9 protein-coding genes are annotated in these 16711 nt (G+C 45.5%); all 9 read right to left on the minus strand.

Going from position 1 to position 16711, the window contains the following annotated elements:
• Positions 1-19 precede the first annotated feature (19 nt).
• Positions 20-1111 carry a SusE domain-containing protein gene (locus IDJ77_RS01255; protein ID WP_191187106.1) on the minus strand — a complete coding sequence of 364 codons (1092 nt, stop codon included), beginning with the start codon at positions 1109-1111 and terminating at the stop codon, positions 20-22.
• 80 nt (positions 1112-1191) lie between these two features.
• On the minus strand, positions 1192-2790 hold the full coding sequence (locus tag IDJ77_RS01260; protein WP_191187107.1) for a RagB/SusD family nutrient uptake outer membrane protein: 1599 nt from the start codon (positions 2788-2790) through the stop codon (positions 1192-1194).
• Between the two features lie 46 nt (positions 2791-2836).
• A complete protein-coding gene (locus tag IDJ77_RS01265) occupies positions 2837-5848 on the minus strand; it encodes a SusC/RagA family TonB-linked outer membrane protein (RefSeq protein ID WP_191187108.1) in 3012 nt (1003 codons plus the stop codon).
• A gap of 682 nt (positions 5849-6530) precedes the next feature.
• Positions 6531-8129: a DUF6377 domain-containing protein gene (locus tag IDJ77_RS01270; RefSeq protein WP_191187109.1), complete on the minus strand. Its 1599-nt coding sequence runs from the start codon at positions 8127-8129 to the stop codon at positions 6531-6533.
• Positions 8130-8223: 94 nt separating this feature from the next.
• Positions 8224-9081, minus strand: a complete 858-nt coding sequence (locus IDJ77_RS01275) for a glycerophosphodiester phosphodiesterase family protein (RefSeq protein WP_191187110.1) — start codon at positions 9079-9081, stop codon at positions 8224-8226.
• A gap of 70 nt (positions 9082-9151) precedes the next feature.
• On the minus strand, positions 9152-10687 hold the full coding sequence (locus tag IDJ77_RS01280) for a RagB/SusD family nutrient uptake outer membrane protein (RefSeq protein WP_191187111.1): 1536 nt from the start codon (positions 10685-10687) through the stop codon (positions 9152-9154).
• A gap of 25 nt (positions 10688-10712) precedes the next feature.
• Positions 10713-13967, minus strand: coding sequence for a SusC/RagA family TonB-linked outer membrane protein (locus tag IDJ77_RS01285; protein WP_191187112.1), 3255 nt, complete (start codon positions 13965-13967; stop codon positions 10713-10715).
• Between the two features lie 353 nt (positions 13968-14320).
• The gene (locus tag IDJ77_RS01290; RefSeq protein ID WP_191187113.1) at positions 14321-15196 is read right to left on the minus strand and encodes a hypothetical protein; all 876 of its coding nucleotides are present in this window, start codon (positions 15194-15196) and stop codon (positions 14321-14323) included.
• Between the two features lie 7 nt (positions 15197-15203).
• Entirely contained in the window at positions 15204-16451 is a 1248-nt protein-coding gene (locus IDJ77_RS01295) for a YdcF family protein (protein ID WP_191187114.1), read from the minus strand.
• Positions 16452-16711: the final 260 nt, after the last annotated feature.

A 16711-nucleotide genomic window follows, 5' to 3' on the forward strand; every position in this document is an offset into this window, starting at 1 on the left:
AAGGTTGGCCATTAAGGTATTATTGTTTTACAGACGTGTATTTAGCCGTAAGATCTGTGTTGATCTTACCCAAGTTGGTAATTTCAGCGCTGTAATCTTTATAAATTGGAGTAATGCTTACTTTGTAATTACCGGCAGTTGTAATTGGAATATTGTTGTTATCGTTATTATTTAAGAAAGTACCATCTCCACCTGTTTTAGGTATGCCATAGCTGTTCGCCCAAGCATGGTTCATTCTAAATTTAAATTCGCCAACAACCATTGGCACAACGCCTTCCCAAGCCAGGGTACCGTTATTGTATTTCAAATCAATATCGGCGCTCCAGTCACTTCCCACGGGCGCGTTGCCTATTGCAGCCATGTAATCAGCAGGTGCCATGGTAATGGTGTTTGCATTTAAGTCTACCTTAACCATGTACTGGCCTGCGGCCGGCGCAGAAATATCGCCGCCCGAAGTGCTGATGCCGCTACCGCTGGTTTTGCCGTAAGCTACATCCCAGTTCTTTTTCGTGGTGATCTTAAAATCTAACTTACCCGGAAGGTAATTGATGATGCCGGTATACACGCCGTTACCCGTCGCCGATTGCAAGCTATCCGCTGTTTTTGGTTCCCAGCCCTGATAAGCGCCCGGCACATAAATGTAAGATACCAAAGCAAATGGTGTAGCCGTTACGGTAACCACATTGGAGTATTCGATACCGGCGATCGTGCTTAAAGATGTTTTTAAACGCATCTCTAATTGCGATGGTACACCTGTAGGCAAATTCATAGATAGCAGCAGGTTGTTAAAATCCTGTACGGTGTAGCTTTTGGTAAGCGCGCCTGCAGTTAACGATACCTCGCTTGGTGTTGCAAAGCTGGTGCCTTTAACAGCAATTTGCAGCGTGTTTATGGTAGCTGCACTATAACCGTAGGCTTGCGGCGTACCGGTAATGGTGATGGCCGTTTCGTTTAAATTGGCTTTAGATAAAGCCGGAGTGGTAGTTGATGTAGCTAATGCACCGGGGGTGCCAACTTTTGCAACGGTACGCACTTCATCTTTTTTGCATGATGCCAGGGCAAGTAAGGCCAGGCAGCTGAATGCTAAAAATTTAGTAGTTAATTTTTTCATCGTTAATACTTAAATGTTAAATAAGTTTTATGTTAAATTCCATATACAGGCCCGGCTTTACCCGGGCCTGTTATTTATCTTTAGTATCCCGGGTTTTGTTTCAACGTAGGGTTAGCTGTGATATCATCCGTTGGGATAGGATATATGTTCCTGAAATCTTCAACAGACCGGCCACCTGCTACGCCGCCTTTAAACGGCCACAGGTAAGTTGCGGTAGTAAACCTCCCAAAACGGATCAGATCCGTACGGCGGAAGCCTTCCCAATATAATTCGCGTGCCCTCTCGTCCAGTATAAAATTAAGCGTCAAAGCTCCTGCTGTTACGTTGCCGCTGGCATTACCATAAGCGCGGGTGCGGATAATATTGATATAGTTTAACGCTGTGGCAGCATTGCCGCCCGCACCGCCGCGTAAAGTTGCTTCTGCATAAATGAGGTACATTTCTGATAAACGGAAAAGCGGGAAATCAACATCAGCAAAATCTAAGCTCTGCCCTACCGCGCCGGTACGTGTTACGTTGCGGTATTTGGTAACTGCAAAACCATCGGTAAACGCGCCCTGATCTTTTATCTCCAGGTTTTGGCCGGTAGTATAAAATTGCGACCTCTTATCTGCAGCGCCTGTATAATCAGGAAACAGGTTTGGCAGTGCTTTAGTTGTGCGTGCGCCTCCCCAGCCGCCGCTGATACCAAAATTACTTGCCGACTCCGACCCGCCAACCGGCGCATGGGTTAAAAAGGTAGTACCACCGTAGCTTTGTGTGCGCAAGCCATCGTAGTTGATAGTAAAGATATTTTCGCTGGTGTTTAAGTTATTATCTGCCAGCATAATGAATGGATAGTTGCTGATCAGCGAATAACCTGCGCCAATTACCTTAGAGGAGTAGTCGATAGCCTCTTTGTTCTTTTGCGTACCGGTATAAACCTCCGCGTTTAAGTACAAGCGGGCCAATAATGCCCAGGCTGCTGCCTTATCGGCACGGCCGTATTCGTTTGATTTTGGTGCCGCCAGGGTAGGTTCGATAGCTAATAATTCCGATTCAACATAGGCAAAAATGGTTTTGCGGTCGGCTTGTTTGGGTATGGTTACACCAATCAAGTCCGCTTCTGTAACCAATGGCACACTGCCGTACAAGTCCAACAAAACCCAGTATTGGAATGCCCTTAAAAAACGAGCCTCGGCACGAAACTGGCGGATCTTATCGGCATCAGCGCCCGAAATTCCGCGGCTGCTCAGCTGATCATCGGCAGATTGCCTGATGAAATCGTTGGCAAGCGTAACCTGGTATAAACTGCGGTAGTATAAACCCTTAAGGAAAGGGTTAGCGGCAGACCAGTTCATGTTATGAAAATCCTGGATGCCAACATCGCCCCAGGCTATTACCGCCTCATCGGTGCTTAGTTCCTGTGCTTTCCAAAAAAGACGCAGGAAATCTGATGTACCTTCATCAATACCTTTAACATCCTTGGTGTTATCATCGCCGGCAGGGCCTACGTTACCTGTTAAGGCAAACGAGCCGTACACCTTAGCAAATGCTTGTTTGTAACCTGTGGGCGTGCTGTATACCGTTGCCGAGGTAATATCGTTAGTCGGCAGTAAATCCAGTTTCTTGTTACAAGAAACCAACCCGCCTGTAAGCACTACCAGGGTAAGTGCTTTTATAATCAAGTTCTTTTTCATATCGCTTTGTTAATTAGCTGTATGTATATATTTATATACGAATGATTTAAAATTTAAGGTTCAATCCTAACACAAATGTGCGCGGGCGCGGGTAAACGTTATTATCGATACCGCCGCCTACTTCCGGATCTACCCCCTGGTAATTGGTAACGGTAAATACGTTTTGCACATTACCTGTAACACTTAAAGCTGCTTTGCCGCGCAATACCTTACCAAAATTGTAACCCAGGCTGGCGTTATCCATTTTCAGGAATGATGCGTTTTGGATATAGTAATCTGATAAAACATTTTTATCGTTTGCGCCTATCAGGCCGCTTTCCAATGCGTTGGTAGAACCATTATTAAGATAGCCAAGCGGATTAAGGATGCTGTTGCGTGTACCTGTGCTGGAGAATACGTTATTGTATGCATAGTTACCCAGGTTGGCACGCATCACTACGGCTAAATTCCAGTTTTTATAGTTTACACTGCTGGAGAAACCAAAGATGTATTTTGGATCGGGTTGTTTGTAAAGGTAAAGGTCCTTGTCGTTAACAGTGCCATCGCCGTTACGGTCAACATACACGTTATCAATCGGTTTGCCATCAGCACCGTAAACCTGTTGGTACACGTAAAATGCCGCGCGCGGCTGGCCTACATAAAAGCGTTGTATGGTTGTACCCGTTCCGCCGGATACACCGCCGGTAGCAAGCCCTGTAGAGCTTGGATCGTTAACGAAAGTTAACTTGGTTACTTTATTTACATTGTAGGTAGCGTTGAAAGCAACATCCCACGACAGATCCTTTGTACGGATAACCTGCGCATTGATGGCAAACTCAATACCTTTATTGGTCATGTTACCTACGTTGGTTACAAATGTGTTAGAGAAACCCGAGCCTGCCGCCACATTTACAGGAGCGATCAGATCCTTTGTTTCTTTATAATAAGCGTCAATTGAACCGGTTATGCGGCCATTAAGGAAACCGTAATCTATACCTACGTTGGTGGTAGCACTCTGCTCCCATTTACGTTTAGGGTCATACGCCGAAGGGCGGTATAACTGGTAAAATGTATCGCCAAACTGGTAAGACGCTGTTTGCGAGCTTAAATTGTAGTACGATGTGTAAGCGTAGTTATCAATATTATCCTGCTGACCGGTTAAACCATAACCAACACGCAGTTTCAAATCAGAAAGAACTTTATTATCCTTCAGGAAGGATTCTTCCTTGATCTTCCAGGCAAATGCACCCGAAGGGAATACCGCGTAGCGGTTAAGCGGACTAAACCTTGATGAACCGTCGCGGCGGATAGTACCCGTTAACAGGTATTTGTTAGCGTAAGTGTAGTTTAAACGGCCATAGTACGATAGCAACCTGTGCTGCGGCTTATCAAACGGGTAGTTTGGTTTGCTCACCACGGTACCATCGGTAGTCAAATCGGGGTAGTTATTTGCTGTTGTAGAATAATCGTAGTACGCATACCCTGCTACCGCATCTACGCGGCTGTTAATTTCCTTGATATCCTTGGCGTAGTTTAGGTAAGCTTCGAAAGTGGTGTTAAGGATAGTGGTACGGTACTGGTTATTTACACCGCCATGCAATACGTTGTTGGCATCTTTATACCGGTTAAAGCTTGCTGCCGCGGTAGACGGAACCACAATGGTACCTTTACCTAAAGATGCATCGTAACCAAAGTTTACATTGGCGTGCAGATCTGGCAGGAAATGGAATTTATAATCGAGTTGTGCGTTGCCAATGCTTCTTTTAACGTCGCTTTCATCGTAACGCTGCTCTAACAAACCTACCGGGTTGCGCGGCGCAAGTTGTTTTAAGCCGGTGGCAGAAGAAGGGTCCGTATCAAGGTATTCGTAAAAACCGCCGTAGTTGCTGTTACCGGATTGTACCGGTTTAGTAGGATCGAAACTAACAGCGGCGCCAATAGCACCCTGGTTGGCAAAACGAGCCTTACTTGCCGAACCTCTTACGTTGATATCCAATTTGATATGGTTATCTAAAAACTTTGGTGTAAGGTTGATAGATGCTGATGCCCTGTTTAAATATCCGGTTCTGAGGATACCCTTTTGATCGAGGTAACCAACAGATACGCGGTAGGGTAAATTCTTAAATCCACCGGCAACACTCAGGTTATTATCATTGCTTACAGCTGTTTGGTAGATCTCTTTTTGCCAGTTAGTATTAGCATCGCCCAGTAATGCCTGGAAAGCGGCACTGCCGTTTGCTTTTACATAAGCCCTTAGCTGATCGCCGGTTAAAACGGGCACTTCCTTAGATAATTTAGAAACCGAAACCTGCGTATTAAGCGTTACCTGCGGTTTGCCGGCGATACCTTTTTTGGTGGTAATGATAATAACACCGTTTGATGCCCTTGAACCGTAAATGGCTGTTGCTGATGCATCCTTCAGCACGCTAAAGGTCTCAATATCATTTGGGTTGATCAGGCTTAGCGCGTTTGGCGCACCAGCTATACCATCGTTGCTTAATTGCACACCGTCTATCACGATCAAAGGATCGTTACTGGCGCTTAATGATGCACCGCCACGTACGCGGATAGTACTACCCGCACCCGGCGCACCGCCGTTTGAGGTGATAGATACACCGGCAACCTTGCCAGCAATTAATTGCTCGGGCGAGGTGATGTTACCTGTTTGGAAATCTTTTGAACTTACGGTGGTAACAGAACCGGTAAGGTCCTTCTTGCGCACCGTGCCGTAACCGATCACCACAATTTCGTTAAGTGTGCGTGATGATGGCTGCAGGTTGAAGTTTACGGTTCCGTTATCAGCATCAATAGTTACCGTTTTCGGCTGCGACGTGTAGCCAATAAAGCTGGCCGTTAAGGTGTAGGTACCGGCCTTTAAGCCGGTAATGCGGTAAATGCCATTAACATCGGTAGCACTTGCTGTGTTTGTGCCCGATATTAATACCGTTGCCCCGGGTAAAGATTGGTTGTTCTCGTCGACCACTTTACCGGTAATGCTTCTTGTTTGTGCAAATATCGCCTGCGATATAAACAGCATTGCAAAAAAGAGCAGATACTTTTTTAGGTAATTGTTTCTCATGTAATTAATTGGGTTAATAGTTGGATTAGTAAGTTGCTTTGTAAATTTTACAGATACCGGTTGCAGCGCCCGAAAGCCTGTTTAATAAATCTTCGTTAGTTGAATGATCTTCCATCTCCATAATTATCGTCTGGTAAAACTGTTCTTTCTTTAAGCAGAGATCCTATCGTTAAGGCGCGCAATGCAGCAGCAAAACACAGGGGTTACCGGCAAAAACCTTGCAGACCCACGATTAAAAAAAATGCTGTAAAAAAAATTATAATTGGCTTATTCTCGCATTACCGCCCCGGTTACCGGGATAGCGTATTGCGACAAGACAAAGTAAATCAGCAAAAAAACGGCAACCTACTTATTTACTCAAAATTTAAAGGAAAAGTGATTTATAAAAAATCAACTATTTGATAAATAATAAGTTACAAAACAAAAAATTTGGAAAATTTAATGGATGTAGCACTATTTGGTTACACTAAGGGTATTTATATACGGTTTTAACCGTGTTTTACATCGAAAATCCGGCTATTATTACCCGTATCTGCGAATGCGTAGTGCCGCGAAAACATACACGGTAGATGATTAAGGCAAGCCCGGCAGGAAAACGGACCTATGATTGGGAAGGTTCCTTAGTGTGTTATTAATAACAGCACTTTTAATAACCCTTGGAAAGGTTAGCGAGGATAATGGGTTACGATTTGCTGTTTATATCAACAGCCTTAATAGCCATTATGCGGTGATCAAATTCATCGCCATGGATGGTGGCTTTGGCTTTGATACGCATTTTGTAAACGTAGATGGTTTTTTCGGAATACTCCAATATTTTGGCGATGGTCTCGGTGTCGGTGATCCCCATGCGCATCAGGGCGAAGATGCGCAGGTCGGTAGTAAGTACCTCGTTCTCTTTGGGCCAGATCTGATTTTCCTTAGTAAACAGGGTATTAAACTCCTCCACAAAATTCGGGAAGATCTTAATAAACACCTGGTCGAAAGTATTAAACAGGGTTTCGCGCTCCTTTTTAATGTTAATGTTATTGGCCATTAACTGCAGGTCGTCGTATTTTTTTGCAGGCAGCTTGGTATCTACCGATCGCTTAATCCGCTCCAGCTGGAGTATGTAACCCGAGATGACGTTAAAAAAGTACCCGATGTAGTCTTCCTTTATCTTGGTGCCTTCCATCAGCTTCTCGTTCACCTTCTCAATTATCTTTTCTTTAGCCTTCAGCTTTTTATTGCGCTTATACAGCAAAATAGAAACAACAATTATAGAAACTGCCAAAACCGTGATCATACTCAGACTACGGATGTAAAGCTTCTCTTCCCGCTCTATAAACAGCAGCTTTTCGGATGCTACTATAGGCAGCAGCGTACCTATTTGCACCTTGCGCTGACGGGCTCCATAAAATTCGGCATCGGCGAGGGCATGTTCCAGGGCTACGTAGGCGTTCTTGATATCCCCTTTTTTATACAAGATCTCGGCGAGCCAAAACAAGGCAATGGTTTCTTTGGTTGATGAACGGATATCGCTGATGGTAGCCTGGATAAGCAACCGGATGCTTTTTTCCTGCTGCGGCGTGTTCAGGTAAACATTGCTTAATGTTGATGCCACAATGGCCTTCTGGTGTTCGGTAAGTGTATTGGAATTCAACAGTTTGTAAAAAATAACGGCTGCCTCGTCATTAAAACCGTTCTTATACTTTTTATACCCCGTGAAGTACATATTATCGTACGAGCCAGGCTTGCTTAAGGCGATGGCCGAATCGATGTACTTATTGGCTGTGGCGGTATAAGCCGGCGAATAGTGCCTGTCGCTGTTGTAGGTAGCCAGGTCATAATACGCACGCATGATAATGGAGTAGTACTCTACCTTGGCACCGTCGTCCAGGTCGTGCACATCTATCCCCCGCATACTGTCAAAGGTTTCTTTAAACATGCCTGACGAGAGCAGGATAAACCCAACCTTTATTTTGCTGAAATCTTCTTTTGGCTTATCGTGGAGGGTGCTGCTGATATAAAGCAGCCTATTGGCGTACACGTACGCCGAATCGTACTGGTACGATTTATATTCCTCATACAACTTACTACAGGCCTCGAACTGGCCTTTAAGGTCATCTGCGCTTACCTGGTTAAGTGTATTTTTAAGTTTACGGATATGCGCCTCTTTTTGCCCGTCGTAAATACCTTTGCGGCCAAATTCCACCTTCAATTCTTCAAACGAATCGTTTGTTTGAGGATCGGCAAGCAGGAAAAACGGCATTAATACAAAAAAGCAGAGCAATAATCCTCTCATAATCAGGCAAAAAGCATAGTTAGCATGGGTAACTACAATTCGCCTAAAGATATGGAATTTTAAAACAAGAAATAAAAGGCCACGGTTAGTTCCGCTATTTATGGAGTTTTTTGCTCCTTAGATATTTAAGCATCTGCCCTGGCCGGTCGGTTTGAATAATGGTTGCGCCATGGGCGATGATCCAATCCCAGCTGTTCTTCAGATCGCCTTTTTCAACAGCTGTATCGTCATCGTGCCCGGCATTAAGCGATGCCCACAAAGAGTTGATCCACACCTTCGCCCCTGTTTTGGTAATGAATTTATTATCGGCCAAAACAGCCGATGTATCACTCGTAAAGTTCAGTTCAAAGGCGTATGGCTTCATATTGTTAAGATAATCCACAATCACCCTTTTTGCACCGGGCCTATCCAGGTTCACTACCGGCATATAAATTATACTGTCTATCAGTTGCGGATACTTTTGCTTCAGTTCGTCAAATGTCACCTCGGCTTTAAATACCGCTTGTTTTAGGGTACCCGTTTCCTTTAAAATAGCGTAGGTTTCCAAGTAATATTCGTAGCTCTTATCCAGGTTTACTTTTACCCCTGTATTTTTAAGGACCAGCATCACCTCTTTTAACTTGGGGATGTGGTTACTGGTTACCCGGCCAAGGCCGTTCTTTAATCCAAATTTGCTGATCTCCTCCCAGGTATAATCTCCCGGTTTGCCTTTGCCATTGGTTGTGCGGTCGATAGTGGCGTCGTGCATAATAATGATCTCGCCATCCTTCGTCTTCTTCAGGTCGAGCTCTACCATATCCACACCCATTGCCGCAGCAGATTGGAAAGCAAGCAAAGAATTTTCGGGGGCGTTGCGCCAGTCGCCGCGATGGGCAGTAACCTGTACCTTATTTTGCGCATTGGCCATACAAGCAATCGACAGCAAAAGGGCGCAAAGAATTGAACGTTTCATATCAAACATCTAAAAAATTGTAATATAAAAAAGGAGGGACAAAATCCCTCCTTTTTCTGCTTGTTAATAATTAATAACCCGGGTTTTGATACATCTTAGCCGGATCGAGCTTGTACTCATCAAACGGTATAGGATAGTAACGGTCCTTCGTGGTAAAGTTTGCCAACTGAGCAGATCCGAAATCGGCCTGTGCCTTGCTTTTAAAGTACGCAACCAATTCGTCGGTAGTGAAGAAGCGTTGCAGATCGAACCAGCGGTGATGCTCAAACGCCAGCTCCACACGGCGCTCGTGTAAAATAGCCAGCTTTAAAGTTGGAAATTTGGCACTGTAGCCCGGGGTTGCCATAGCGGTTGCGTAAGGCACTACACCGGCACGGGTACGTACCATATCTAAATATTGTATGGCAGAAGCATTATCTCCAAGGTACATGTTCACTTCGGCCAGCATCAATATTACATCGGCATAACGGATCAGGATCCAGTCGTTACCGCCGTAGCCTAATTTGCCGGCGGCATCGCTTACATCGCGAAACTTGGTTACAAAATAATCTTTTACAATAGGATCATTGGCAAATTTAACGGAGTAAGCCATGCGCGGGTCGCCTGCTTCGTATTCGTTAACCAAATCGCGCGTTACATTGTAGCCCACGCCCGAAGTAGCTTTTTGCGAGTTGATGGTTTCGCCCTTGGCCTGGAAATTACCCGCTATAGATGAACTAAAGCTAATATCGCCCTGTTTGTTCACTATCTGGAAGATCAGCTCGGGGCAGGTAGATTTTTTGTTTACATCAAACACATCGGTGTAGGGAATGCTGCTCAACGCGCCGAACGATTTCATATTATAAGCGGCGGTAAGGTAAGTTTTCGCTTTGGCCAGATTATCGGCCCGGGTGCCCGCATCCAGCGTAGTTGCCATAGTTAAATATACCTGGCCCAAAAGCGCGTTTGCTGCCGCTTTTGATGTGCGGCCTACTCCGGCACCTGTTTGCAGGTTAGGGAGAGGACTGTTGTTGATCACTTCGGTAAGGTCGCCTACTATCTGCGCATAAACAACCGCTTGCTTTTCGCGGAAAGTAGCCGCAGCCACTTCTGTTGACGACAGCTGTTTGGTTACCAAAGGCACATCGCCCCAAAGGCGCACCAAATGGAAGTAAACCAATGCGCGTAAGAATTTAGCCTCGGCGGTATATTGCAGCTTTAAATTCTGATCGGTAAACGGCACCGCATCTATATGTGATAACACCACGTTTGCGCGTGTAACCGTGCCATATAACGATACCCAGTGGCTTTTTAAATATGTATTGCTGGGCAAAATAGAAAAGTTATTAAACTGAAACGGTTCGCCGGCATTACTCTGGTTATCGTTGGTACCGGTATCGTCCGAACGCTGGTCGGTCCACAGGTCGCTGCTTTCCCCGATATTATTGCTGCTTCTTAACGATTCGTAAATACCGTTTACAGCAAGCAACACATCGTTTGGCGATTTAAAATTATTCTCCAGTGTTATGGCGTTCGGGTCTGATTCCTGCAAAAAGCTTTTTTTACATGCCGGGCTTATGGCTACCAACGAGGCCAGGCAAACTATAGCTATAAATTTCTTTTTCATCTCTGTTTTCTCTTTTATATGATCCTTAAAAAGTAACATTTACACCTAAATTGAACGACCTCACCAGCGGGTAAGCGCCATAGTCAATACCCGGTGCCAGGTTGGCCGGCTGGGTGTTGTTTGATGTGCTGCCCGAGTAGTTATAATCTACATCGGGGTTGTAGCCCTTGTATTTGGTGATGGTGAAGGCATTTAACACACTGGCGAAAACGCGTGCCTTGCTAATGCCTATGCTTTGTAAGGTTTTAGGCAGGCTGTAGCCTAAAGTAAGGTTGGTACAGCGCAGGTACGAGCCGCTTTGGAGGTAAAAGGTTGATAAACGCGTGCTGTTACTTTGGGTACCGCCGCGCGATGCACGGTAAACCGTACCGTTGCCCGGGTTGGCTTCGTTACGGTAGCGGTCGGCCACATCGGCGTACTGGTTGCCGGATCCTTCCATATTGTAGAGGTAGTAATCCTGCCCATCTAAAATTTTGTTGCCGTACGAGCCGTTAAAGGATGCACCGGCGTCGAAACGTTTATAAGATGTATTGAACGCAAAACCGTAGGTGAATTTAGCATAAGGCGAACCAATTACGGTTTTATCCGCATCATTTACCTTGCCATCGTTATTGGTGTCGACAAAATACAGGTCGCCCAATTTTGGTGAATTGGTTGATGCTGCAGACGCGGCTACTTTGGATATATTCTCCGGGGTAACAATACCTGCCACTTTAAAACCGTAGAACATGCCCACCGGCTGGCCCTGGGTAGTAATGTTGGTTAAGTAAGAGCGCTCGGCACCGTTAATAATAATGGTGTTGTTGCCCGGCAGTTTAACCACCTTGTTGCGGTTAAGCGATATGTTACCGCTCATGTTAAAGTTAAAATCTTTAGATTGAATGATCTTTCCATCCAACTGCAGATCGAAACCCGTATTGCGGATCTTTGAATCGCGCAGGTTGGTTAATATCGTGGTACTGCCGGAAATCGCGGAGATAGGCTGGTTGTACAACAGGTTGTACGAGTAGCTTAAATAATAATTGGCAATGATGGATAAACGACCACGGAACAAGCCGATATCGATACCACCGTTGTATTGCGATGTTGACTCCCAGCTTAATTTCTCATCTTTTATACCACCTGCGTAGGTAGCGGTGGTGATGGTGTTATTACCAAAAACCACACCGGTAGGGTTTGCCAGTGTTTGCTGCACACCGTAGTTGGGGATATTGTAGTTACCGGTTAAACCCCAGCTTGCGCGAAGTTTAACGGTTGATTGCTCGCCAAGCAGGTTATGGTAAAACGGCTCTTCAGACAATGTCCAGCCGGCGGCTACCGATGGGAAATAACCATATTTATTCAGCGGGCCAAAACGCGATGATCCATCCGCACGGAACGAACCTGTTAAGAAGTATTTACCGGCGTAGTTATAGTTAATACGGCCAAGGTACGACAGCAAGGTATAAGCCGATTTGCCGGTAACCGGGTTCAGGGTGAAAAAGCTGGCATCAGCTCCTTTGCCGGTAATCTCGGGGATATTATCGTTCTGGAAACCTTTAGCGCTAACGCTGATGAGGTCGCTGGTGGTTTTTTGCGCGGTGTACCCGGCTAAGGCATCAAAATGATGCTGGCCAAATTGCTTGTTGTAGTTTAAGGTAAACTCGGCAAGGCGATCCAACTGGGTAATGGTTTGGGCAGTAGCCGTTGCAGCAGCTATAGACTGCGTAGAACCCGGAGGAAACGCGCCGCTGCTTAAGCTGGTTGGCAGGTAATAATCGTACTTTTCGTTATAGGTTTGCGTACCCAGGTTAACCTTGGCGCTAAAGCCCGGCAATATGGTATAGGTAGCATTGGCGTTATACGTACTGCGGTAACCTTTGCGGGTAATTTTTGTACGGGTGGCCAGCGCAACCGGGTTTTCTATACTTTGGTAACCGTACGCCGCAGCCTGTGCAGCTTCGGCATTGGTTGCCAGCGAGCCATCGGGGTTATAAGCCGGGAAATAAGGCATATAAATTAAAGCGCCCAAAACCGCGCCGTGGTCAAAACGGCCTTCCTGTGCCTCCCTGTTTGTATTTTGGGTATAGGCGATATTTGCACCTACGTGCAGTTTTTTGCTCACGTCCCCATCAATATTGGTGCGGAAGTTAACACGGTCCTGCCCGGTAGAACGGATGATACCATCCTGCTTTTGGTAGCCGCCGCTTACATAATAGCGGATACCGCTTGACGCGCCTGAGAACGAAAGGCTATGCTTTTGAAAGAAAGCGTTTTGGTACAATTCGTCCTGCCAATCGGTATTAACGGTTTGGTGAATAAGAGATTGTGTGCCGAAATTATACAGATCTGTTGGGATGCTTACACTTCCTGCATTACCTACGTTGGCTATACGGGTTGCATTGGCATCCGAAAACATGGCATCGTTCCAGGTTTTGCCGGCGTTTATCCAAAGATCTTTGTAGCTGTTGTTGCGACCATCTATCAGTAACTGGGCGGCCTGGTCGGAGTTTAGCAATTTAACTTTTTTGCCCAGCTGGTTAATGCCTGTTTGTACATCGTACTCAAACCTGCCTTTACCCTCTTTGCCTTTTTTAGTAGTGATCAACACTACACCACCCGAGGCGCGTGAACCATAAATGGCAGCAGATGCCGCGTCTTTCAGCACATCTATGCTTTCTACATCTTCTGGATTAATAAAGATATCGTTACCCGCCGGATAGCCGTCTATTACATACAACGGATCGGAACTGGCGCTGAAGGAACCTACTCCCCTCACCCGTATTTTGGTGCTCGCATAAGGCGCGCCGCTTGTTTGCGATACCTGCACACCGGCTACTTTACCGGCTAATGCCTGCCCTAATGTTGGGGCAGATAAATTCAGGTCGCTTGCTTTAACACTGGATATAGAGCCCGTCAGGTCGCTTTTGCGGATTGTCTGGTAACCTATAGCTACCACTTCCTGCAGCATATTGGCCTGCGGCACCAGTTTTACATCGATAAGGGCTGTGCTGCCTACGGTTATTTCCCTGGTAACATAACCTATAAACGAGTAGGTTAGGATTGTACCCTGATCGGCCGATATGGTGTATTTACCATTCACATCGGTACTTACAGCCTGCGTAGTGTTTTTTATGCGAACGGTTACGCCCGGCAAGGGTTGGTTATGTTCGTCGGTAACGGTACCAGATATTTGCGTGGCGGCGTTAGCACTGGCTACAAGCAGCAAAAACGAAAAAATTGCGAAAAATAGTTTATGATTAAACCGTTTAAAAAGATTGTGGGTAATCTTTTTTTTCATAGTTTTAAATGTTAATTGTTTAAAAATGACAGAAAAGCATGCGAGCGCTTTTGTTATTTAAGAAGTTGACATCAACCGTGTGAATGTTAGCGCATTCACCGGTTGTTAAATTTGGGGGACGGCAAAATGTTACATAGGCAATTGCTTAAGTAATGGGCGAATTTTATTTTTACTAAATTAATTTAGCTTCTGTTAGCAGAATGACAAGAAGCCATGAGTTACGCTGTAAATGTTGCAGCAAAACTAAACCACCTATCTTAAGCAAAGGCTACTTAATCATTAAGTTTGTATTAACATAAAATACAAAAGGCCGGCATTTTGCCGACCTTCTATCCTGATATTGTCAATTTCCTTTACCAGGCTGTACGCATAAAGTTCACATTGTTTTTACGGGAGGATGTTACCGCTATACCCTTTTGGCCATTACCAATAAACGAGAAGCCTTCCAATTCGTCAGGCTTGTCAATTTCATCTATCACTTTCAATACAACCTGCTTGCCTGTTTCAATTGATTTTTTCAGATCGATATAAGTAAACCGCCACTGGCGGCCCTCTACTTTATTCTGGATGAGGATCAAAATGCCTTTGTCGGCTACCCAATGCAGATTTTGTACCCAGGGTGTACAGGTAAATTTTTTGTATAGCACGCCGGGTTCGCTTGTTTTCGAGGCTGTCTTCAGCTTTTCCGGATCGTACAGCCTTACCTCGTTACCGTGGTCGCCGTAATCTGCAGTAGCCACGTACCATTTATTGTTATATTTCACATATTCCGGCCGGGTTCCCTGTATGCAGGCATCATCCTCAATGGTATTAATAAGGTTGCCGTCCAGCGTGCCGGTTTTTAATAGGCCCGCCCAATCCACATTGTAAATAACGGCCCGCCATTTGGTACCTTCCGGGTTTAAGCGGATGGAGTTGCCAATAAAAGTGGGCGAGGTTCCGTTGCAGGCGATGCCGGTTGGGTGGTTGATCACATCCTGCCCGTTCTGGGTTAGCTTTATCTCGTGCTGTTGGTAAACCAAACTATCGTTCAGCATTTTAAATTCGCGGATCATACCCACCTCTCTGTCGCCATATAAAAAGATCCGCCCGTTTTGATAAGAAATACCCTGGCAGGCGCCTAATGAATCGATAGTTATGGTACGTTCTAATTTGGTTTCGATATCTGCATTGGTAAATGCGGTAAGTAAGCCATAAAACACGGCAAGGAGTATTAGAGTCTTTTTCATGATGATGTTAGGGATCAAGTGGCTCGTCCTGGTCTATCTGCAGGGATTCTATCAGCGGATAGAATTCCAGTTCGGTTTCCGAGATACGTTTACCCAGTTTATAGGGCACATAATTGAGTTCTTTTTGGCAGCGCCCGGCCATCGTCATAATAAAATCCATTTGCGCTTTATCAGTTACAATATAGCCGGGTTTATTAAACGGAATGCTGTATCTGAATACCAACCTGGCATCGTTACGGATATTGGTTGTGGTGTGGCGCGCGTGAGGGTCGATGATGATGACATTCTCAGGAATATGCAGGGTTTTTAGCAGGTAGATCTTCATTTCCACCGCCTCATTATTTTTTGTTTTGAACGGATGCACCGCGCCACCCGAAACCACAATGAAAGGCGCTTTACCCAAGCGGTACTGCATAGCCGCAAGCCTGCAGCGCAGCATCCCCTCGCCGCTTAAAGGCGTGGTTAAATTATCAGGACCAGCACCGGGCACCAGTATATGCGAATAGGCATACTTGTCCCATTTGATGGTTTTTACACGATCCGCCGCCGCTTTGTTTGCCGTTGTTGCCATCGGCTCGTAGCCGGCAGCGTCCTGCCTTTCGTTTATCTCCAGGTACGTTAAAGCCGCCTGCAACGCCGGTTCAAAAAACAGGCGGGTATTCTTAATCTCCGCCGAAACTACGCTGGAACAATCGTACATTAAAGTGTAATACCCTTTACTCCTGGTATTAAAACTAATGGAATCTATCGCCGGATAATTAGGTTTCTTACCTTCGGCGTACACCGCAATGGTATGGTTAACAGCGGCAGCATCCTGTTCCCAGGCTTTCACCAACAGTTCTTCTGGTTTGCCGGTATTGTATAATATAAAGGTACCCGATGGGATGAGTTGTGTTTTCACCAGGCTGCCCAAAGCGTTACCATCTTTACACAAGGCAAGCAGCCGCGCGCTCACCGTTTTAATTTCATCATCGCTAAATTTGAGCTGCGCGGGCAGGCAAAGCGCATCTTTGCAGCTGGTAAGTGATGTTTGCAAGGCATTAAGTTTGGCCTGCGTAAGCTGCGCCAACTGCGGATCGGCTTTGAGGAGGGCGTTTGCCGCTTTATCCTGTTCGAATAAAGTAAGCAGGTAATAATTTTTTGATTTAACCCAATCCCCTGCGTTAACCAATTGATAGTGAGGATCGGGAGCCTGGGCAAAGCTTATGGTTGCCGCAAGCAGCATAGCTGTTAAGCCGGATAGAATTTTTCTCATGGTAGTTGGGGCGCAAACACGCCATTAAATATGAACTACAGGTTAGTTAAAGTATATGTTTGTGTTAAAAAATGTAATGGTACAAAATTGAAATGCAGGCCGCAAAACGCGATGGCCCGCATAGGGAAATCGCTTTTAGCATTTTCACAGGCTTATTTAGTAGTGATTCGTTTAAAATAATGTTTGTTCGGGCTTGTTCGGGCTGTTCGCGCCCCATGTCGAACGCGAACAAGCCTAAAATTAATTGAAATTTTATTATG

The organism is Mucilaginibacter pankratovii, assembly GCF_014773265.1.
In the GTDB taxonomy this organism is placed as follows: domain Bacteria; phylum Bacteroidota; class Bacteroidia; order Sphingobacteriales; family Sphingobacteriaceae; genus Mucilaginibacter; species Mucilaginibacter pankratovii.